Here is a 20376-nt window from a genome sequence, read left to right on the forward strand (position 1 = left end):
ATAAGAACCGTCCAGCCCCGTCCCACTCAAACCGGGGCTATTTGACGTTCCTTCATTGATCCATACCTTTTCGCGTGTGCGTCGTAATCAGTTACGTATATGATCTCATGAATCCCGTCGTTTTTCTAGGTGTGGAGGATTTGACGCTTACTTACATTCCGGGCACATGCCTTGCTGGTCGTTGAAGGAAAAGGCATTGGCTTTACCTGCGTAAGGCTGACCTACACGTGAGTACAACAGCCGCAGTATAGGCGCAATATCGGTAATCGTGCCTACGGTCGAATGAGCGCCGCCACCCAAGCGTTTCTGGTCGACGATCACCGCCATGCTAAGATTTTCAATCGCGTCGGCATCCGGCTGCGGAAGACGCGGCAGAAAGTTGCGGACGAACGTACTGAAGTTTTCGTTCAGCAGACGTTGGGATTCGGCGGCGATGGTGTCAAAAACGATCGACGATTTGCCGGAACCGGATACACCGGTAAAAATGGTGATTTTGCGCTTGGGAATGCGCAAAGCTACATCTTTCAGGTTATTTTCCCTAGCGCCGCGGATTTCTATATATTCTTGGGTCATAGTACCTTCCTTTACAAGTATTTTTGATCTGCTATTTTTGGTTACTCCATTGTTCTCGCTTACAACATCCTCTCTTAAATAGTATTACCATGGCACAGCCGTTAAACAAAGAGAAAAAAGTTAACTTTTTTGTAATATATTAACTATTTAGATATCAAAAAATATGCTAATATGTTAAATATACTCAAATATAATATTTACAAGAAAAAAGGAGGTCATTATGAAAAAATCGATTCCTTTACTTTCTTCTTTGGCTGCTATGCTGCTGCTGATGTACGGGCTGATGGTAAAAGTATCCGGCTCCGGAGGGACGGAATTCGATTCTACTCTGGACAGATATGCCACGCTGCAAGGTGTTGCCGCAACGAGCAGCGGCTATGTGGCCGCAGGGGCCATCAACAACTTCGATCAACCGAACAGTTCTCAGGGGTATAACATCTTTGTAACCAAGGTCAGCACTTCGGGGGCCAAGCTGTGGACGAACCAGTTTCATTCAACGAATGGCGATTTTGCCAATGATGTCAAAGCGGCCAAGGACGGCAATTATATCGTGACCGGGCTGACGAGTCCGCAAGTGGGTAAAGAAGATTTGGTGCTGATGAAAATTAACAACGCGGGAAATGCAATGTGGTCGAATATGTATGATTTTGGCAACACAGGCGAAATAGGCAAGCGTGTGGCAACGACCAATGATGGCGGATATATCGTTACGGGTTCGTTCCAAAAGGACAGCGCTAACGGCAATTATGACGTTCTGTTGGCGAAATTTACGAGTGATTAAGCATCCGCGGGGGTGCAATGGAATATAGGCACAGAGAGCAATGGAACAAATCGGGGAGGCCTATGCACAAGCGTGCAGGCCTCCCGCTATATTTTTTTTGCATAGTTTCTATGCACAATATATATTTCACGATGGGAGGGATGGGATGTAAAATTAAGGAAACCGCAGTGTGAAGCGGCACAATTGTCGGAGGGATACGATTATGAATAAAACCGGAAATGGTCAAGTCAAGGACCGGCACCAGGCACTAGGTTTGTCGGATCAACAGGTTCTTGAAATGTATCAGAATATGGTTTTGGCGCGAAAAGTAGATGAACGGATGTGGCTTCTAAATCGTGCGGGAAAGATCCCTTTTCTCGTTTCTTGCCAAGGTCATGAAGCAGCACAGGTAGGAGCGGCTTATGCGTTGGAACCGACGAAAGATTTTCTTTGTCCGTATTATCGGGACATGGGAATGGTCATTGTTTTCGGAATGACGGCAAAGGAATTGATGCTTTCCGCTTTTGCCAAGGCGGGAGATCCGAACAGCGGCGGACGCCAAATGCCGGGGCATTTCGGGAGTAAAAGACTGAACATTCTTTCGGGGTCCAGTGTCGTAACGAGTCAAGTGCCGCATGCTGTTGGAATCGCTTTATCTGGTAAAATTGAGAGGAAAAACCTTGTCGTATTAACAGCCTTTGGGGAAGGGTCCAGCAATCAAGGGGAGTTTCACGAAGCGGCGAACTTTGCGGGAGTGCACAAGCTTCCCGTCATTTTCTTCTGCGAGAATAACAAGTATGCCATCTCTGTCCCTCTTTCCAAGCAGGTGGCTTGTGAAAGTATCGCGGATCGGGCAATCGGTTACGGGTTTTCCGGCGTCAGTGTGGATGGCAATGATCCCTTGGAAGTGTATAAGGTCACGAAAGAGGCGGTCGATCGGGCCGAAAGAGGGGAAGGGCCGACGCTTATCGAGGCGGTCGTCTATCGTTTAGTTCCTCATTCAAGCGACGACGATGATCGCACCTACCGTTCCCGCGAAGAAGTGGAAGAAGCCCGGAAGAAGGACCCACTCTTATCCTTCAGCCATTATCTCAAAGATTTGGGGATATTGGATGAAGCCAAAGAGAAGGAAATTCATGACCGGATGCTTATGGAAGTCGATGAGGCCACGGAATATGCGGAGAATGCCCCGGATTCGGCTCCGGAAGATGCCCTTAAGCACGTTTATGCAGAATAGGGGGAATGAGAAATGGCCGTGATTTCGTATCTCGATGCCGTGTCCCAAGCGCTTCGAGAGGAAATGCAGCGAGATGAAAGGGTATTTGTATTAGGAGAAGACGTTGGGGTACGCGGGGGTGTGTTTCGGGTTACACAGGGATTCCACGAGGAATTTGGCGAACAGCGGGTTATCGATACGCCGCTATCGGAAGCGGCCATCGCAGGTGTATCGGTTGGAGCAGCCGCTTATGGTCTACGGCCTGTAGCCGAAATTCAGTTTGCCGAGTACATCATGCCTGCCGTCAACCAAATTGTGAATGAAGCCGCCAAAATGAGATACCGCTCGAACGGAGATTGGACCTGTCCCGTGGTCATTCGTGCTCCTTATGGAGGAGGCGTTCACGGCGCTCTCTATCATTCGCAAAGCGTCGAAGCCATGTTCTGCAACATTCCCGGTTTAAAAGTGGTCACGCCTTCCACGCCTTATGATGCCAAAGGACTGCTCATAGCGGCCATCCGCGATGAAGATCCCGTGCTTTTCTTTGAACATAAGCGATGTTACCGCTCGATCAAAGGAGAAGTGCCGGACTCGGAGTACATCGTTCCCATCGGGAAGGCGGATATGAAGCGGCAAGGCGAAGACTTCACGGTTATTTCTTACGGACTTACCTTGCATTTTGCGTTGGACGCGGCAGAAAGGCTTGCCCGAGAAGGATACAGCGCTCACATTCTCGATTTGCGTACCCTCTATCCTCTGGATAAGGAATCGATTGTGGAGGCTGCCCGTAAAACCGGTAAAGTGTTAATTATTCATGAAGACAACAAAGAGGGAGGCGTGGGGGCGGAAGTCGCAGCGGTGCTCGCAGAGGAATGCCTTTTTGAATTGGATGCCCCGATTCAGCGCCTTTGCGGTCCGGACGTTCCCGCTATGCCGTATAGTTCAGCAATGGAGAAATTTTTCATGCTCAATCCGGATAAAGTATACCAGGCTATGAAAGAATTGGCCCAATTTTGATCCGACCGGGAGGAGAGTATGGCTGAGAACATCGTTATGCCCCAGTTAGGGGAAAGTGTAACAGAAGGAACGATTTCCAAGTGGCTCGTCAACATCGGAGATCAAATTAAAAAATACGACCCCGTATGCGAAGTGATTACAGATAAAGTGAATGCGGAGGTTCCTTCTACGTTTAGCGGTACGGTATCCGAAATTATCGTTCAAGAAGGCGAAACGGTAGCGGTAGGAACTTTGATTTGCCGTATTGCGGTGGAAGATCAAGCGATCGCGCCGGTTGAAGCCAAGACGTCGGCCGCCGCTCAAGCCCAGCAAGCCGACGATGTGACAACGCAAGCAGCCATGAACCCACGCTATTCGCCGGCCGTGCTTAAACTGGCGCAAGAAAACAATTTGGATCTTTCCCGTATGGAAGGATCGGGCGTTGCCGGACGCATCACCAGAAAAGACATTTTGGAGATTTTGCAAGGAAAGAGGCAGGCCGCAGCCGCCTTCGCTTCAATAGCAGAACCTCCGTCGAAGCCGTCCCAACCGGTAGCAGAACCGGCCCGCGACATTCCGAAGCCGTCCGTTCCGGTCGATGACCTGCCTGCCGTCCATTCTCCGTTAACCCAAGCCGACGAGACGATCCCGGTTACCGCCATCCGCAGAACGATAGCCGCACGAATGGTAAAAAGCAAGCAGGAGATTCCCCACGCCTGGCTTACGATTGAATGCGATGTCACCAATCTGGTACGTCATCGAAACCAGATCAAAGAGGAGTTTAAGAAAAAAGAAGGCATCCAATTAACGTATTTGCCATTCTTTATCAAGTCGGTTGTAGAAGCCTTGAAGGAATTCCCCATCTTAAATTCGCAGTGGGCAGACGATCACATGATCGTTAAAAAAGCGATTCATCTCTCGATTGCCGTAGCCACCGATCAATCGTTATTCGTTCCCGTCATTAAGGACGCGGACCAAAAAAGCATTTACGGTCTTGCCAAAGCCATAGATGAATTGGTCAAGAAGACAAGGGAGGGCAGGTTAGGGTTAGAGGATATCACCGGTGGAACGTTTACCGTGAATAATACGGGCTCTTTCGGTTCCGTTCTTTCAGCCCCAATCGTCACTCCTCCGCAAGTGGCCATTTTAAGTGTTGAGGCCATCGTAAAACGTCCGGTCGTCATCGATCACATGATTGCCGTCCGCGATATGATGAACATTTGTCTTTCCTTGGATCACCGGGTTTTGGACGGTCTTGTGTGCGGCCGCTTCTTGCAGAGCGTCAAGCAAAAGATTGAAGGCTACGGTACGGACACCAGACTCTATTAACGATTCAGAATGTTGAAGTTAGGGGCGATGACATCATGCATTTTGATTTAACCGAAGAACAAGCGCTGATCAAGAAGATGATGCGTGATTTTGCGGAAGGCGAGGTGGCTCCGGGCGCGGATGAACGGGATCGCACCAAGCAATTTCCGGAGGATGTGTTCGATAAATTATCGAAGCTGGGCGTCATGGGTTTGCCTTTTCCCGAGCAATATGGCGGCGGGGGAGCCGATACGATAAGCTTTGCGATTGCTGTAGAAGAATTAAGCCGGGTATGCGCATCCACAGGGATTACCTATTCTGCCCATGTTTCGTTGGGCGGGGCGCCGATCCATTTATTCGGAACGCACGAGCAAAAGGAAAAATATTTAACCCCACTTTGTCAAGGAGAATATTTGGGCGCGTTTGGGCTGACAGAACCGAATGCTGGTTCCGACGCAGGCGGAACCCAAACGACAGCGCAGCGGCATGACGATCAGTGGATCATTTCCGGTTCCAAATGCTTTATTACCAACGCAAGCTATGCCAAAAATCTGGCGCTCACGGCCGTAACGGATCGCTCCAAAGGGACGGACGGCATCAGTGCGTTTATCGTACCTACTGATGCGCCGGGATTTACGGTCATGAGCAATTATGAAAAGATGGGTCTTCACGCTTCGAATACAACGGAGCTGGTTTTGGAAAATGTAACCGTTCCCAAAGAGAATCTTCTGGGGAAAGAAGGAAACGGGTACAAGCAATTTTTAGCTACGCTTGACGGAGGAAGAATCGGGATCGGGGCCATGGCGGTCGGGATTGCCCAAGGGGCTTACGACAAATCGCTCCAATACGCCAAAGAAAGAAAACAATTTGGCCGCAGCTTATCTGCCTTTCAAGCCATCCAATTCAAACTGGCCGACATGGCCATGAATATTGAAGTCGCGCGCAACATGGTTTATAAAGCGGCCTGGCTGAAGGATCAAGGAAAAGGCTTTAAGAAGGAAGCGGCGATGGCCAAATTATTTGCTTCGGAAATGGGGATGAAGGTTTGCGATCAAGCCGTTCAGATCCATGGCGGGTATGGTTATATGAAGGAATATCAGGTGGAGCGGTTTTTCCGGGACGTCAAGCTTCTGGAGATCGGGGAAGGTACTTCGGAAATCCAACGAATGGTCATTGCACGCCAGATCGGCTGTTAAAGGGGATTGATTCTATGTTCAAGAAGATTCTAGTCGCTAACCGGGGAGAAATTGCTGCCCGCGTGATCCGTACTTGCCAATCGCTGGGCATTGCCACCGTCTGTATTTACTCGGAAGCGGATAAGAATGCCCCTCATGTCGCGATGGCGGATGAGGCCTACGGGGTGGGAGGTCCCAAAGTAGCGGAGAGCTACTTGAATATTGACAAAATATTGGAAATCGCCCGTCTTTCCAAAGCGGATGCGATTCACCCCGGATATGGCCTTCTCTCGGAAAATGCCGAATTTGCCCGCCGCTGCGAGGAAGCCGGTATCGTCTTCATCGGTCCGTCGGCGGATGTCATCTCCCGCATGGGCAGTAAAATTGAAGCCCGGAATAGGATGGAAAAGGCAGGTGTGCCTGTCGTCCCCGGCATTTCCTATCCGTTAGCGGATGCGGAAGAAGCGGCGCAGGCAGCCAGCCGTATCGGCTATCCGGTCATGCTCAAGGCTTCGGCCGGCGGTGGCGGGATCGGCATGCAGATCGTTCACAGCGAAGCGGAGCTTCACAAAGCATTTGAAGGGAACCGGAAACGCGCCTCCGATTTCTTCGGAGATGGGGCCATGTATGTCGAGAAGGTTGTGGAAAATCCCCGGCACATCGAAATTCAGATTTTGGCCGATGCCTATGGGCATACCGTTTACTTAGGGGAACGGGAATGCTCCATTCAACGCCGCCATCAAAAAGTCGTGGAGGAAGCCCCGTCCACCTATTTGGATGAACTTACGCGCGGCAAAATGGGAGAAGCGGCAGTAAAGGCGGCTACATCCATCGGCTACCGGAATGCGGGAACCATCGAGTTTTTAGTTGACGAGCACAAAAATTTCTATTTTCTTGAAATGAATACTCGTCTACAGGTGGAGCATACGATTACAGAAGAGATTACCGGCTTGGACTTGGTTGCAGAGCAGTTGCGAATTGCAGCCGGACATTCCTTGAATTTCGGTCAATCCGATGTGAAACGCAACGGTCATGCGATCGAAGTGCGGATTTATGCGGAAGATCCGAAGACGTTCTTCCCGTCTCCGGGAACGATTACGACGTTTGCCGTACCCGAAGGACCGGGAATCCGCCATGAGCTCGCTGTGCGGGAGGGCTCTGTGGTCACTCCTTACTATGATCCGATGATTGCCAAGCTCGTGGTCCGAGGGAAGGATCGCGACGAGGCGATTGACCGGCTTCAAGAGGCGTTAGCCCATTATCACGTTCAGGGAATCAAAACAAACATCCCGATGCTGCAAGAAGTCATCGCGCATCCCGCGTTCCGTTCAGGCGATACGACAACAGGCTTCGTTGCCAAGCATTTACGATCGTAAAACAGGAGGTGATTCAGATGAGCAAAATCGTGGCGTTTATGGCGGGGAATGTGTATAAAATTCTTGTCAAGCCTGGGGATCATGTCGAAGCGGGACAAGATGTAGCCATTTTGGAATCGATGAAAATGGAAATCCCGGTTACGGTTGGTTCCGGCGGGACGGTAAAAGAAGTAAAGGTGAACGAAGGCGACTTTGTGGATGAAGGAGATTTATTGATCGAGCTGGATTAATACGTATGCTGGGGGTCGGGGAGATGAACTGGCCGGCGAGTGTGACGCTCAAAGAGGTTGGTCCGAGGGATGGACTACAGAATGAGAAGGTCTTTGTTTCGACAGAGGATAAAATAGCTTGGATCAACCAATTGTCCGGCACCGGAATGAAGTCTATTGAAATCACTTCGTTTGTGAATCCAAAGTGGATTCCGGCGCTGGCCGATGCCGCTGAGGTTGCGAAAGGAATTGAACGGATGCCCGGCGTCCTTTATTCGGCTCTCGTTCCGAATCGTCAAGGTCTGGAACGAGCGTTGGAAGTTGATGTGGATGAAGCAGCCGTCTTTATGTCTGCCAGCGAAACCCATAATCAAAGGAACATCAACAAGTCGATTAGCGCTACTTTTCCTATTTTAAGAGAAGTGGCGGAAGAAGCTCTTTCCGCAGGAAAGTCCGTGCGCGGTTATGTGTCCACCGTCTTCGGTTGTCCCTATGAAGGTCCGGTTTCCATCGACGAGGTAATCCGGGTATCGGAAGCGTTGTTCGAGATGGGGATTGGCGAGTTATCGCTCGGGGATACGATTGGCATTGCCAATCCGAAGCAGGTGCAAGACGTATTGGATATTTTGTTAAAGCGTTTTGATGCCGGGAAACTGGCTCTGCACTTTCACGATACGCGCGGCACGGCTCTGGCTAATATTTTGGTGTCGATGGATATGGGGATCACGACGTTTGATGCCTCCGTCGGCGGTTTAGGCGGATGCCCGTACGCGCCTGGGGCTGCGGGCAATGTGGCTTCGGACGATCTGCTTTACATGCTGGATGCGATGGGGATTCAAACGGGGGTCCATCCGGAAAAGCTGCTCTCCGCGGCCCGTTTTATTCAGGACAAGATCGGAAGAGCTTTGCCAAGCCGTCATCTTCAGGTCGGCAGCTCGAACGAAAACGGATAAGCGGGCGCAGGGTTCGGTTCAGGAAAGGAGGGGGATTGTGGAAAAAACTGTATTGTCCGCCAACATCGGAAATGGCATCGTGCTCCTAACGTTAAACCGGCCGGAAGCCGCGAATGCGCTATCGATCAAGATGCTGGAACAATTGCGGGCAGCGGCAGCGGCCTGTAAATTTGACCTTTCCGTTCGCTGTATCGTGGTCACCGGGGCGGGAGAGAAAGCCTTTTGCGCAGGCGCCGATTTAAAAGAGCGCGCAGGCATGGACATGAGCCAGGTGCGCAGGACGGTTTCATTGATTCGCGAGTGCATCCATGAGTTGGAAGCCTTGCCCCAGCCGGTCATTGCCGCCGTGAACGGAGCCGCTTTTGGCGGGGGAACGGAATTGGCGTTGGCCTGCGACATTCGGATCGCCTCCGAAACGGCAGCATTCGCCCTTACGGAAACTTCGCTTGGGATTATTCCCGGCGCAGGCGGAACGCAAAGGCTGCCGAGGCTGATCGGGAAGGGGCGCGCCAAGGAGCTTATTTTTACCGCAAGAAAAATCGATGCCCAAGAGGCAAGGGATATCGGGCTGGTAGAGTATGTGACGCCGCCTGAGTCCCTTCTCGATAAAGCGCTGGAAATCGCGGGCCATATTGTTCGAAATGCTCCTGTCGCCGTGGCGCAGGCCAAGTTCGCCATCGATAAGGGATTAGATGTAGACCTGAGCACCGGGCTTGCGATTGAGCAAAATGCCTATGAAGTCACGATTCCGACAAAGGATCGCTTGGAAGGACTGCAAGCGTTCAAAGAGAAGCGTCCCCCTATATTTAAGGGCGAATAACTAGCATTTTGGAAAGAAGGAGGAATAGGGGATGACTATAGGAATGAATCCGGAAGAGCTGCAGGAGCGTATTTCACGGGTCCTCAAAGGGGGGGCGCAAAATTATCATCAAAAGAATACGGAGCAAGGAAAACGATTTGTCCGCGACCGTTTGAAGCTATTGTTTGATCCGGGCTTCGAGCTGGAGGATGCGTTATTTGCCAACTGCGCGGCCGAAGACCTTCCGGCGGATGGCGTAGTTACGGCGATCGGAAAGATTAACGGGAGAACCGTTTGTGTGATGGCCAACGATTCCACCGTAAAAGCCGGTTCTTGGGGATCGCGTACGGTAGAGAAGATCATTCGAATCCAAGAGACGGCCGAAAAAATGAGAGTGCCGTTGATTTACCTCGTCGATTCAGCAGGCGCCCGCATTACGGACCAGGTCGAGATGTTCCCCGGACGGCGCGGGGCCGGCCGTATTTTTTACAATCAGGTCAAATTGTCGGGTAAAATTCCTCAAATCTGCTTGCTCTTCGGTCCTTCGGCTGCGGGCGGGGCCTACATACCGGCATTTTGCGATATCGTGATTATGGTGGATGGAAATGCATCCATGTATCTCGGTTCCCCGCGGATGGCGGAGATGGTTATCGGAGAAAAGGTTACGCTCGAAGAAATGGGTGGCGCGCGCATGCATTGCTCGGTATCCGGCTGCGGCGATGTGCTGGCCCAAAATGAGGAAGAAGCCATCTCGATGGCACGACGCTATCTCGCTTATTTTCCCGCCAATTATGCCGAAAAACCGCCGGTTATAGAAGCAGCGGCGCCGCAATCCTTTGAGAAATCGTTAGAAGAGATCATCCCGTCCAATCAGAATGCCCCGTTCAATATGTATGACCTGATTGACCGGATTATTGACGAGGGGTCATTCTTTGAGATCAAGAAGCTGTTTGCCGGCGAACTGATTACGGGATTGGCCCGAATGAACGGAAAACCGCTTGGGATCGTTGCCAATCAGCCGCGGGTGAAGGGAGGCGTGCTGTTTCACGATTCGGCGGATAAGGCCGCCAGATTTATTACCCTTTGCGACGCGTTTCATATCCCGCTTCTGTTTCTCGCCGACGTCCCCGGCTTTATGATCGGCACGAAGGTGGAGCGGGCAGGCATTATCCGCCATGGCGCGAAAATGATTTCGGCCATGTCCGAAGCAAGCGTACCTAAAATCTCGGTAATCGTCCGCAAAGCCTACGGAGCAGGCCTCTATGCGATGGCCGGTCCTGCGTTTGAACCGGATTGCTGTCTCGCCTTGCCAACGGCTCAAATTGCGGTGATGGGACCGGAAGCGGCGGTCAACGCCGTCTATGCCAATAAAATTGCTCAGCTGCCCGAAAACGAGCGAGCGTCTTTTATCGAACAAAAGCGGGAGGAATATAAGCAGGATATCGATATTTACCGGCTGGCGTCCGAAATGATTATCGACGGGATTATTCCGGCCGATTCGTTACGTGACGAGCTAGTGAATCGATTCGAGGCTTATTCGTCCAAGGTGGTCGTCTTCTCTGAGCGGAAGCACCCGGTATACCCGGTTTAATTCGCTCGCATTCCCGAACAGCACCAGGCGTTTAGCGGCGCGTCGGTGCTGTTTTTTTGCGCGAAAGGCATATAATGGTATAATCTTAAGATAAAGGAATTGGTTTGGATACCGCTTTGCCTATAGGGGAAGAAGGAGGCAGATCCGGATCAGATGGATATTAGACAGCTTCAATATTTTGCAGAAGTCGCCAAGCATAAAAATTTTACAAAAGCTTCGCAGGTGCTGTTTGTTTCTCAGCCATCGATCAGCAAGATGATCAAGACCCTCGAAGACGAATTGGGTGTTACGCTGCTTGACCGTTCAGAGAGGGAGGTTGTGCTCACGGATGCGGGTAAGCTGGTTAACGAGAAGGCATTGCAAGTTTTGCAACTGCTGGAGGAGTTATCGTCTTCTGTTAATGAGCTGGTTCAAGTACAAAGAGGAACCGTAAAAATGGGAATTATGCCTAGCATCAGCGCATTGCTTTTCCCGAAAATCATTGCCGGATTCAAGGAGGGATATCCCGGGATTGAGATTCAAATGGTAGAATACAGCGCGAAACAGGTAGAGACGCAGATGGAGCAAGGAAATATTGATTTTGGAGTCACGGTGCTGCCGGTGAACACGCGGCGGTATGAAACCGTTTCCTTGTTAGCTGAAGAGCTGGTCATCATTGTAAGCCGTCAGCACTGGCTGGCCGGAAGAACGTCCGTCAATTTAGCCGAATTAAAGCATGAACCGTTTATTCTGTTCACCGAGGAATTCGCCCTTCATGACGTCGTTCGGCAAGCATGCCTGCAAGCCGGGTTCAAGCCTGAGGTGGCTCATATGACCTCCCTGTGGGATTTCTGCTGCGAGATGGTGGCGTCTCAACTAGGAATTTCATTGATCCCCCGATCGATGGCGAGCCGTTTGCATCATCTTGCCGTTCATCCCGTTTCGATTTCCCACCCGCAGATGGCTTGGGAGCTGGCGCTTATTTATCCCCGGGATAAATACCTTTCTTATGCCGCCCGGGAGTTTATTACCTATATTCAGGCCAATCCGCCGAATCAACCGGGATGATGAACAGCGGCTGCCCGCAGGCCGTTGTGCCGGACTATTGGAGTCCAGACGTTACGGTCAGTGGACCTATTATCGAAGAAATGAACAACTGCTGTGGGAATTTACGGAATATATGCGGGATGAATTGTAGGCACGCCTGTTCACTCAGGCACTGCCTTTTTATTTTTTGGAGTTATATATCTGGATTTCCATATTGACTTTTCCTTATATACATATAACAATATGGTTATATGGTTTTTGATGTGAGGTGATTTAAGAGACAATGGAATTTGAAAAGTTAGCGGATATTCTGAAAGCTCTTGCCGATCCGACAAGGCTGAAAATCCTTTCTTTGCTCCGTACTCGCGATTGCTGCGTGTGCGAGCTTGTTCCCATCTTTAACATTTCCCAACCAGCCATTTCTAAACATGTAAGCCGTCTGAAAACGGCTGAACTGGTCCGCGAAACGCGAAAGGGGCAATGGGTGTTCTATTCGATCAACGAGAAACGATTAGACGAAATTGGGTATGCCTTGTCCAATCTGCCCGATCTGTCCGAGGAGCTGCGGAAATTGGAGCAACAAGGACTGACGGTTACTTGCGAGTAAAGGGGGTTTACAGCAGGTGAGCAAGCAAGAGAAAAAGCGGCTTTCTTTTCTGGACCGCTATTTGACGTTATGGATTTTTGTTGCGATGGCGTTAGGGATTGGCCTCGGTTACGTATTTCCTAACTTTGTCGCCGGTTTGAATGAATTTCAAGTCGGAACCACTTCGATCCCGATTGCGCTTGGCCTTATTTTAATGATGTATCCGCCACTGGCGAAGGTACGATACGAAGAAATCGGCCGTGTCTTCCGAAATGGAAAGGTGTTAACCATTTCATTGATTCAAAATTGGCTCATCGGCCCGATCTTAATGTTTTTCTTGGCGATTATTTTTCTCCAAGGCTATCCCGAATACATGGTCGGCCTTATTATGATCGGTTTAGCCCGTTGTATTGCCATGGTCATCGTTTGGAACGATTTGTGCAGAGGGGATGCCGAGTACGCGGCGGGACTCGTTGCTTTCAACTCGATCTTCCAAGTTTTGTTTTACTCCGTCTACACCTATGTCTTTGTCACGATTTTCCGGGATGGTTTGGCTTGGAAGGCGTCGTTGTTGATATTACGATGGCCGAAGTCGCCAAGAGCGTGTTTATTTATTTAGGTATACCGTTTCTGGCCGGGATGATTACGCGTTATTCGCTTGTAAAAGCAAAAGGGCGTTCATGGTACGAAACAGTCTTTATTCCGAAAATCAGTCCTATTACACTCATCGCATTACTGTTTACGATTATCATCATGTTCTCGCTGAAAGGCGAAATGATCATCCAATTGCCTTTGGATGTCGTGAGGATCGCGATTCCGCTCTTGATTTACTTTGTCGTCATGTTCCTGATTTCGTTTTTCATGGGCAAAAAAACCGGAGCTGATTACCCGGTGACTTCTACACTGGCATTTACCGCCTCCGGGAATAACTTCGAACTGGCGATCGCTGTTGCCGTTGGGGTGTTTGGCATTCATTCCGGCGCAGCATTTGCGGCCGTGATCGGGCCTCTTGTGGAAGTCCCCGTGATGATTGCCTTGGTCAACGTCGCTCTCCGATTTCAGCGAAAGTATTTTTCAAAGGAAGCATCCTAACATAAACAGGAGGACTCAGCAAGGCCACCGGCACCGAGGAAGAAATCATGAGCCAATTTCGAGTGGTCCGGGATGCCGTTAAGTCCCGTATCGAAAAGTTTCTAGCCGAATGTCAGTAAAAAATACAGAATAAAGCGTGCCGCGTTATAGCACGCTTTTTTCACGATCTAGGTGTGCTTCCTAAACCAAACGTTTGGATGACAAGTCATTCGGTACATCGCCACGTTTACGGCCGGAGAAGGCAAAGGCTACTATGACGAGTGATGCCGCGTTTACTTAACCGTCAATTTTTTCACGGATACCATTTTTCATGAGATCGTCTCTTTCTTGAATCGGTTTGGTGGTACAAACGATTCCACAGAAAAGTCGATCTTTTTTCTACCATTTGCGTTCCAAACAACTTGTGATATTGATCACATACCACACATCGGCTACTGAAACAATGACCCGATGGAGTGTTTTTTGCGTTTTTCACCGAGTTTTCGGAAAGTTTTAATTTTTTTTTGAAAGGAGAAGCTTTCGTGAAAATTTGAGTCAATGCTTCGTTATAATTACTTTTACATTCTGATACGAATGAACAGGTTTGAAAGGAGATAGTCTGGCATGGATCTAGATACGGTGCTGTGGAGCAGATGGTTAACGGGGCTGACCTTGACATTTCATGTTATTTTTGCCACGGTTGGCGTTGGTGTTCCGTTAATGATTGCAATTGCCGAATTCGTCGGTATACGCAAGAAGGACCCCCATTACATGCTCATGGCCAAAAGATGGACGCGAGGATTTATCATTTCCGTGGCAGTGGGCGTGGTGACCGGAACGGCGATTGCCTTGCAGCTAGCGTTGGTTTGGCCGAACTTTATGCAATTGGCAGGAAATGTGATCGCCCTTCCGTTATTTATGGAGGTTTTTGCGTTCTTTTTTGAGGCCATCTTCTTGGGGATTTATTTGTACACGTGGGACCGGTTCCGCAATCCGTATATCCATTGGCTGCTGACGTTACCGATTGTTGCCGGGGCAAGCATGTCCGCTTTTTTTATTACGACAGTGAACGGATTTATGAATCAGCCCGGAGGCTTTGTCATGGAAGATGGCCACTTTACGGCAGTGAATCCGTTGCAAGCGATGTTTAATACGGCGACGCCCTCAAAAGTATTCCATATCCTATCCTCGGCCTATTTGACGGGGGCAGCCTTGCTGGCGGGAATCGCTGCCTACGTTATTCTAAGAAAAGGGGCATCGACGTATTACAAGAAAGCATTGAAGCTCATGATGGGAGTTGTTCTCGTCTTCAGCTTGCTGACAACCATCGCCGGTGATATATCGGCTAAGTTTTTGGCGGAGCATCAACCGGAGAAGCTGGCGGCCGCAGAATGGCATTTTAAAACGGAAAGCGGAGCGGATTTGATTTTATTGGGGTGGCTAAACGCCGAACAGAAAGTAATGGGAGCGATTCACCTTCCGAAGGTTCTCAGCTTCCTGGCCTTTGGGGACTTTGATGCCGAGGTAAAGGGGCTGGAGGAGTTTCCCCTTGATGAACGCCCGCCGCTCCTTGTGCACTATTTGTTCGATTTGATGGCCGGGACCGGCTTTGTTATTTTGGTCGTTGCGCTCCTGTATTTCCTGTTTTTGTTCTGGAAGAAACGCAATGAGCTCAACAAGTGGCTGCTTCGGGCGATTGTTTTTAGTGCGCCGCTGGCGTTTTTGGGCGTTGAACTGGGCTGGTTTTATGCGGAAGTCGGGCGGCAGCCGTGGATGATCCGCGGATATATGCGAGTAGAGGAAGCAGCGACTTCATCGCCGAATGTGAGGATTCTCTTTTTTCTCTTCCTTCTTTTGTATATTGTACTGGGGATCATGTGTGTCTTTGTACTCAGGCGCTTGTTCCGCGATAAACCGGCAGAAATTGAGCTGGAACCGTTTGTGAAAAAGAATCATGTTCAGTCCATGGAAAAGGGTGATCCGGTATGATCAGTTACGAGTTGATAGGCATCACCGTGCTTTGGCTGTTTTTGTACGGCTATTTAATTGTGGCCTCCATTGATTACGGCGCCGGTTTTATTGCCTTCTATGCCCGTCTGACGAAACAGGACCACCTTATCAATCGTTTGATATCCCGTTATTTATCGCCGGTCTGGGAGATTACCAATGTGTTTCTTGTCTTTTTCTTCGTCGGGATCATCGGTTTTTTCCCCGACACGGCCTATTATTATGGCTCTGCGCTGCTTGTACCGGGAAGCATCGCCATTATTTTGCTGGCCATTCGCGGCTCGTTTTACGCGTTTGAAAATTACGGCTCCAAAGAAAACATCGTGTATCTGTTCTTATACGGGGCAACGGGTTTACTCATTCCGGCTTCTTTGTCGGTAGCCCTGACGCTTTCCGAAGGCGGTTTTATTGTGGAGCAAGGCGGAGCGGTTTCTCTGGAATATTGGACGCTGATGTCAAGCCCGTTGTCGTGGAGCATCGTCGCCTTGGCCATCGTATCGGTGCTGTTCATCAGCGGTTCGTTCCTGGCCTTCTACGCTTCCCGGGCGAACGATCAGTCAGCACTCAAGCTGACGCGGACCTATGCCCTTTTTTGGGGGACGCCAACGATTATCGCCGCTCTTACGGCATTTATTTATCTCAGTCAACACAATGAGCGGCATTTTCAAAACATGATGGATTTATGGTGGCTGCTGGCGCTTTCCGTTGGATTTTTTATGATCGCCTTGTGGCTGCTGTACAACGGGCGTCGCTACGGGCTGGCCTTTATTTGTGTGATGCTGCAATTTTTCTGTGCCTTTTTTGCCTACGGTATAGGGCAATATCCTTATATTCTGGAGCCGTACATTACCATTCAAAGCGGCGCCACGCATGAGTCGATGGGCCTTGCGCTTGTGGTTGCCTTTATCGGCGGCCTGTGCCTGCTGATTCCGTCCCTTATTCTGGTCTTCAGGCTATTCCTGTTTGATGCGGATTATGTCAAAGGCAAAAAATAAGCGGGTATGTGCATGAATGCATGTTGAGAGTAGCTTACAGGCGTTTGGTTAAAGGAGGGGAGCCTGCGTGAAGGGGAAAAACGGTCTTATGTCTGAGCTCATGTCCGTACAACGGAAACGTCTTGTTCTCTTGGGCGGGATGTCGCTTGCGCTCGGCGCAGCCATATCTGGTCAGGCCGCACTGCTCGCAGAAGCCGTCGAAAGGATTTTTGTGCAGCGCGCTTCCTTTTCGTCGGTTGTTGCTATATTTGGCGTATTGCTAGCCGTCATGGCTGCGCGTACGCTGCTGTCGTACGGAAACGGACGAATCGGCTTGCAGATGGCGGCCAGCGCCAAGACAGAGATGCGGGCAGCAGTGCTGCGAAAGCTGGCCAATGCTTCCGTACCTTCGGCGCTTCGTGGGCAAACGGGCGGAAAGGTGAGTGTGGCGCTGGATGCGGTGGATGAGGCGGACAGTTATTTCAGCCAGTATATGCCACGTATGATGGAAGCTGCTATCATTCCGATCCTGATCTTAGCCGTTGTGTTTACCCAGCATACGAATTCCGGCTGGATTATGCTTGTTACCGCCCCCTTTATCCCGATCTTTATGGTGCTTGTGGGGCTGAAAACGAAGAACAAATCGGAGGAGAAATTTGCGCAGCTTGCCGAATTTTCCGGTACATTTCTGGACTCTCTACAAGGGCTTGTCTCATTGAAGCTATTTGGCCGGGCTCATCGCCAGCAGCAGGAAATTGAACGCAGCAGCCTTGGCTATCGGGATGCGACGATGGGCATTTTGCGGATTGCGTTTACCAACACCTTCATGCTGGAAACCATCGTGATGTTGAGCATTGGCATGGTTGCCCTTGAGCTGGCGCTTCAGCTGCTGGTTTTCAAATCGCTTTCCTTCCACACGGCTTTTTTGATCCTGCTGCTGGTGCCTGAGTATTACAGTCTGTTAAAAAACACGGGAACTGCTTTTCACAACGGTCGCACCAGTATGGGGGCTGTGCGTAAAGTGGAAGAAATGCTTGCGGACACAAGGGAAGAGCGCGCGATGGATAGTCGGGAGGGGGCCGGAAAAACGGACGGGACAGACGAGGTCGATAGGACGGATAAGGCGGACAAGCGTGGAACAGCCGATTCGGGTTTGTTCCGGATGCCGCCATCCATCGAACTGAGGAATATCCGGTTTCGGTATGCGCCGGATTCGTTCGAGCTTGCAGTCGGTTCCCTGTCGTTTCGACCGGGGGAGCAGATCGCCATTGTCGGAAAAAGCGGCTCCGGCAAAACCACCTTGCTGCATCTTATTGCCGGGTTGCTGAAGCCGTTGTCGGGAGAAGTGCTAGTGAACGGACGTCCGCTTGCGCAATACGATGAAGCTTCATGGTTTGATCATGTCAGCTATATTACCCAGCATCCGTATATTTTTGCCGGCACATTTTCCGACAATATTGCGATTGGCGCGGGCCGGGATGTTTCCAGAGCGGATATCGCACAGGCTGCAGAGGCCGCCGGTCTGGCTGCCGTTGCAGCCGAATTGGAGCAGGGCTACGATACCTTCGTCGGTGAAGGCGGCAGGGGATTGTCGGGTGGCGAGAAGCAACGGCTCGCGCTGGCACGGGCTTTTTTAAAACGACCTGCTGTCATTTTGTTCGATGAGCCCACGGTCGGATTGGATTTGCAGACCGAACGCGTCCTGCAGCGCTCCATTGCGGACCTTGCAAGCAAGGCGACCATGATTACCGTGGCTCACCGCTTGTACACGATACGACATGCCGATCGCATCTTGTTTATGGACAATGGCGTACTGCTGGACTGCGGGAGCCATGAGGAGCTTCTTGCGCGTCTGCCCCAATATGCCGAGATGGTAGATGTCGGGCGGAAGGGAGGATTTGCATGAATGAGCTGGCTATTTTAACAAAGGCGATGATTCAGGAACGGAAGGATATCGCCATCGCGATCATCGGCGGATTCATTGCCGGCATCGCCGGTGTATGCCTTTTTGCCGCAAGCGGGTATCTGATCTCCCAGACCGTGTTTGCCCCGCCGCTCTATACCTTGATTGTGCTGACGTCCCTGGTTAAAATACTTGGCCTGCTGCGGGCGGCAAGCCGCTACGCTGAACGCTTGTATTCCCATCGGGCGACGTTCTCTCTGCTCAGTAATTTGCGCACCTCCTTTTTTGCCAAGCTCGTACCTTTGACGCCGGGGATATTGAGCAAAAAACGAAGTGGAGAGCTGCTGGCACGAATCGTTGGGGATGTAGAAAGCTTGCAGCATTATTTTTTGCGTGTCGCTTATCCGCCTGTCATTGTCGTTATGGTTTTTTTGGCCACGGTTTTGTTTACTTCCACCTTTTCATTCTGGATGGCCTGTTTGGTTGTGCTCGGGATGCTGATAACGGCCTTTGTGGTTCCGGGACTTGTTCTGCTTGGGCAGAGAAAGATTCATGGCCGTGTTCGTCGGCAGCGGGCGGTACTGTCTACTGAAGTGACGGAGCTGCTTTATGGCTTCCGCGATCTAAAAGTATACGGACAATTGAATAAGCGCGAGCAGCAGCTGCACCATGCCTCCGCCGCACTGGCGGACGAACAGCAAGCAGCAGCCAGGCACTTGCTGCGCGGGCAATCGCTCCATACTTTTGCAACGTATCTCATTTCCTGGGGGGTGCTCGTACTTGGCGCCTATTTGATTATGGGCGGCTCGCTTGCCGGCGTGTATCTCGCCATGTTGATTATGGCTTCGCTTACGGTGTTTGAAGAAGCTGCACCAATGGCTACGCTGCCAGCCTATAAGCAGGATAGCGAACATGCGGCCCAACGGCTTGCGGAAACGGTTCATGCCGCCGATAGGCAATCGCCGCAGCCAAGCGGCGTCCTTTCCGTCAATCAGGGCATTTCGATTGAGCTAAGCGGCGTTTCGTTTCAATATGAAGATGAAGGGCGCCCGGCGCTGAGAGAGATTTCCCTTCATATTCCAGCCGGTTCTAAAACCGCTATTGTCGGGCCGAGCGGATCAGGAAAAACAACCATTATTGAATTGCTGCTCAAGCTTCGTACACCGACAGACGGCCAGATTCTTTTAAATGGCGCTGCGGTTGAGGAACTGGATGAAGCGAGCATTTGGCAAGCGTCGAATGTGGTGCTGCAGCACAGCCATTTCTTTCGGGGTACCCTTCGGGAGAACCTGTTGCTGAATGAGGAACGTCATTCCGACGAAGCGTTGTTGGCTATGCTGGATAAAGCGCAGCTGCCGAATAGATCGCTGGACGATACGGTGTACGAAAAAGGGGAGAACCTGTCGGAGGGAGAGAAGCAACGCTTGGCCTTGGCCCGGGTGATGTTGAGGAAAGGACGGCTATGGCTACTGGACGAACCGACGTCTTCTCTGGATTACGTGACGGAGCAACGCGTTTTCCGGAATCTGTTGACACAGGCGGAGGGCGATACGCTTCTTCTGATCAGCCATCGGCTGACCGGCTTGGAATGGATGGACCGGATTTTGGTCATGGACCAAGGAAGAGTCATTGAAGCGGGAACGTATTCAGAGCTGATGGAGCAAAAGGGATATTTTTATGAACTGAAGCAAATAGAGCTGCAAATGATCGGCGAAGCCTGATCATATAGATCGCGGAAGCGTCGTTGTGCGTCTTTTTAGCTCTAAGGGGTCCAGCCAACATTTTAACGAAAATATACGCTAAGCATTCAGATGTAACCGACTTGGCGTTTTTTCTTACTCTAAGCCCAATAG

The 20376-nt window shown here is 50.6% G+C and carries 16 protein-coding genes and 3 pseudogenes; 18 read left to right on the plus strand and 1 reads right to left on the minus strand.

Features of this window, described 5'->3' with window-relative positions; genetic code table 11:
- Positions 1-153: 153 nt before the first annotated feature.
- Positions 154-573, minus strand: a pseudogene (locus tag NLX71_RS16130) (P-loop NTPase family protein); the annotation flags it as partial.
- A gap of 220 nt (positions 574-793) precedes the next feature.
- Here NLX71_RS16130 and NLX71_RS16135 point away from each other — a divergent pair.
- The 18 genes and pseudogenes from NLX71_RS16135 (at position 794) to cydC (ending at position 20244) form a co-directional block, all read left to right on the plus strand.
- Entirely contained in the window at positions 794-1354 is a 561-nt protein-coding gene (locus NLX71_RS16135; RefSeq protein ID WP_254364845.1) for a hypothetical protein, read from the plus strand.
- A gap of 202 nt (positions 1355-1556) precedes the next feature.
- Entirely contained in the window at positions 1557-2570 is a 1014-nt protein-coding gene (locus NLX71_RS16140; RefSeq protein ID WP_254364846.1) for a thiamine pyrophosphate-dependent dehydrogenase E1 component subunit alpha, read from the plus strand.
- Between the two features lie 12 nt (positions 2571-2582).
- A complete protein-coding gene (locus tag NLX71_RS16145) occupies positions 2583-3566 on the plus strand; it encodes an alpha-ketoacid dehydrogenase subunit beta (RefSeq protein WP_254364847.1) in 984 nt (327 codons plus the stop codon).
- A gap of 18 nt (positions 3567-3584) precedes the next feature.
- The gene (locus NLX71_RS16150) at positions 3585-4874 is read left to right on the plus strand and encodes a dihydrolipoamide acetyltransferase family protein (protein WP_254364848.1); all 1290 of its coding nucleotides are present in this window, start codon (positions 3585-3587) and stop codon (positions 4872-4874) included.
- Between the two features lie 35 nt (positions 4875-4909).
- Complete coding sequence (locus NLX71_RS16155) at positions 4910-6049, plus strand: acyl-CoA dehydrogenase (protein ID WP_254364849.1); 1140 nt, start codon at positions 4910-4912, stop codon at positions 6047-6049.
- A gap of 14 nt (positions 6050-6063) precedes the next feature.
- Entirely contained in the window at positions 6064-7404 is a 1341-nt protein-coding gene (locus NLX71_RS16160) for an acetyl-CoA carboxylase biotin carboxylase subunit (protein WP_254364850.1), read from the plus strand.
- 17 nt (positions 7405-7421) lie between these two features.
- On the plus strand, positions 7422-7634 hold the full coding sequence (locus NLX71_RS16165; protein WP_254364851.1) for an acetyl-CoA carboxylase biotin carboxyl carrier protein subunit: 213 nt from the start codon (positions 7422-7424) through the stop codon (positions 7632-7634).
- A 23-nt stretch (positions 7635-7657) separates the two neighbouring features.
- Positions 7658-8566, plus strand: coding sequence for a hydroxymethylglutaryl-CoA lyase (locus NLX71_RS16170; RefSeq protein ID WP_254364852.1), 909 nt, complete (start codon positions 7658-7660; stop codon positions 8564-8566).
- A 37-nt stretch (positions 8567-8603) separates the two neighbouring features.
- Complete coding sequence (locus NLX71_RS16175; protein WP_254364853.1) at positions 8604-9386, plus strand: enoyl-CoA hydratase; 783 nt, start codon at positions 8604-8606, stop codon at positions 9384-9386.
- 31 nt (positions 9387-9417) lie between these two features.
- Positions 9418-10956, plus strand: coding sequence for an acyl-CoA carboxylase subunit beta (locus NLX71_RS16180; RefSeq protein WP_254364854.1), 1539 nt, complete (start codon positions 9418-9420; stop codon positions 10954-10956).
- 153 nt (positions 10957-11109) lie between these two features.
- Positions 11110-12003 (plus strand): LysR family transcriptional regulator, encoded by an 894-nt coding sequence (locus NLX71_RS16185; RefSeq protein WP_254364855.1) that lies wholly within the window; start codon positions 11110-11112, stop codon positions 12001-12003.
- 262 nt (positions 12004-12265) lie between these two features.
- Entirely contained in the window at positions 12266-12589 is a 324-nt protein-coding gene (locus NLX71_RS16195) for an ArsR/SmtB family transcription factor (protein WP_254364856.1), read from the plus strand.
- Positions 12590-12674: 85 nt separating this feature from the next.
- A pseudogene (gene arsB / locus NLX71_RS16200) lies at positions 12675-13660 on the plus strand (ACR3 family arsenite efflux transporter).
- A gap of 17 nt (positions 13661-13677) precedes the next feature.
- Positions 13678-13779, plus strand: a pseudogene (locus NLX71_RS16205) (arsenate reductase); the annotation flags it as partial.
- Between the two features lie 484 nt (positions 13780-14263).
- On the plus strand, positions 14264-15628 hold the full coding sequence (locus tag NLX71_RS16210; protein WP_254364857.1) for a cytochrome ubiquinol oxidase subunit I: 1365 nt from the start codon (positions 14264-14266) through the stop codon (positions 15626-15628).
- Positions 15625-16641, plus strand: coding sequence for a cytochrome d ubiquinol oxidase subunit II (locus NLX71_RS16215; RefSeq protein WP_254364858.1), 1017 nt, complete (start codon positions 15625-15627; stop codon positions 16639-16641). Before NLX71_RS16210 ends, NLX71_RS16215 begins: the two co-directional genes overlap by 4 nt.
- Positions 16642-16729: 88 nt before the next feature.
- The gene (gene cydD / locus NLX71_RS16220) at positions 16730-18526 is read left to right on the plus strand and encodes a thiol reductant ABC exporter subunit CydD (RefSeq protein ID WP_302058275.1); all 1797 of its coding nucleotides are present in this window, start codon (positions 16730-16732) and stop codon (positions 18524-18526) included.
- Complete coding sequence (gene cydC / locus NLX71_RS16225; RefSeq protein WP_254364860.1) at positions 18523-20244, plus strand: thiol reductant ABC exporter subunit CydC; 1722 nt, start codon at positions 18523-18525, stop codon at positions 20242-20244. The genes cydD and cydC overlap by 4 nt, the downstream gene beginning before the upstream one ends.
- Positions 20245-20376 lie beyond the last annotated feature (132 nt).

The organism is Paenibacillus sp. MZ04-78.2 (assembly GCF_024213375.1).
In the GTDB taxonomy this organism is placed as follows: Bacteria; Bacillota; Bacilli; order Paenibacillales; family NBRC-103111; genus Paenibacillus_G.

Excerpts from the sequence above, each read along its gene's own strand:
- NLX71_RS16135 (WP_254364845.1), top strand. The coding sequence starts at position 794 with ATGAAAAAATCGATTCCTTTACTTTCTTCTTTGGCTGCTATGCTGCTG.
- NLX71_RS16140 (WP_254364846.1), top strand. The coding sequence starts at position 1,557 with ATGAATAAAACCGGAAATGGTCAAGTCAAGGACCGGCACCAGGCACTA.
- NLX71_RS16145 (WP_254364847.1), top strand. The coding sequence starts at position 2,583 with ATGGCCGTGATTTCGTATCTCGATGCCGTGTCCCAAGCGCTTCGAGAG.
- NLX71_RS16150 (WP_254364848.1), top strand. The coding sequence starts at position 3,585 with ATGGCTGAGAACATCGTTATGCCCCAGTTAGGGGAAAGTGTAACAGAA.
- NLX71_RS16155 (WP_254364849.1), top strand. The coding sequence starts at position 4,910 with ATGCATTTTGATTTAACCGAAGAACAAGCGCTGATCAAGAAGATGATG.
- NLX71_RS16160 (WP_254364850.1), top strand. The coding sequence starts at position 6,064 with ATGTTCAAGAAGATTCTAGTCGCTAACCGGGGAGAAATTGCTGCCCGC.
- NLX71_RS16165 (WP_254364851.1), top strand. The coding sequence starts at position 7,422 with ATGAGCAAAATCGTGGCGTTTATGGCGGGGAATGTGTATAAAATTCTT.
- NLX71_RS16170 (WP_254364852.1), top strand. The coding sequence starts at position 7,658 with ATGAACTGGCCGGCGAGTGTGACGCTCAAAGAGGTTGGTCCGAGGGAT.
- NLX71_RS16180 (WP_254364854.1), top strand. The coding sequence starts at position 9,418 with ATGACTATAGGAATGAATCCGGAAGAGCTGCAGGAGCGTATTTCACGG.
- NLX71_RS16185 (WP_254364855.1), top strand. The coding sequence starts at position 11,110 with ATGGATATTAGACAGCTTCAATATTTTGCAGAAGTCGCCAAGCATAAA.
- NLX71_RS16195 (WP_254364856.1), top strand. The coding sequence starts at position 12,266 with ATGGAATTTGAAAAGTTAGCGGATATTCTGAAAGCTCTTGCCGATCCG.
- NLX71_RS16210 (WP_254364857.1), top strand. The coding sequence starts at position 14,264 with ATGGATCTAGATACGGTGCTGTGGAGCAGATGGTTAACGGGGCTGACC.
- NLX71_RS16215 (WP_254364858.1), top strand. The coding sequence starts at position 15,625 with ATGATCAGTTACGAGTTGATAGGCATCACCGTGCTTTGGCTGTTTTTG.
- cydD (WP_302058275.1), top strand. The coding sequence starts at position 16,730 with ATGTCTGAGCTCATGTCCGTACAACGGAAACGTCTTGTTCTCTTGGGC.
- cydC (WP_254364860.1), top strand. The coding sequence starts at position 18,523 with ATGAATGAGCTGGCTATTTTAACAAAGGCGATGATTCAGGAACGGAAG.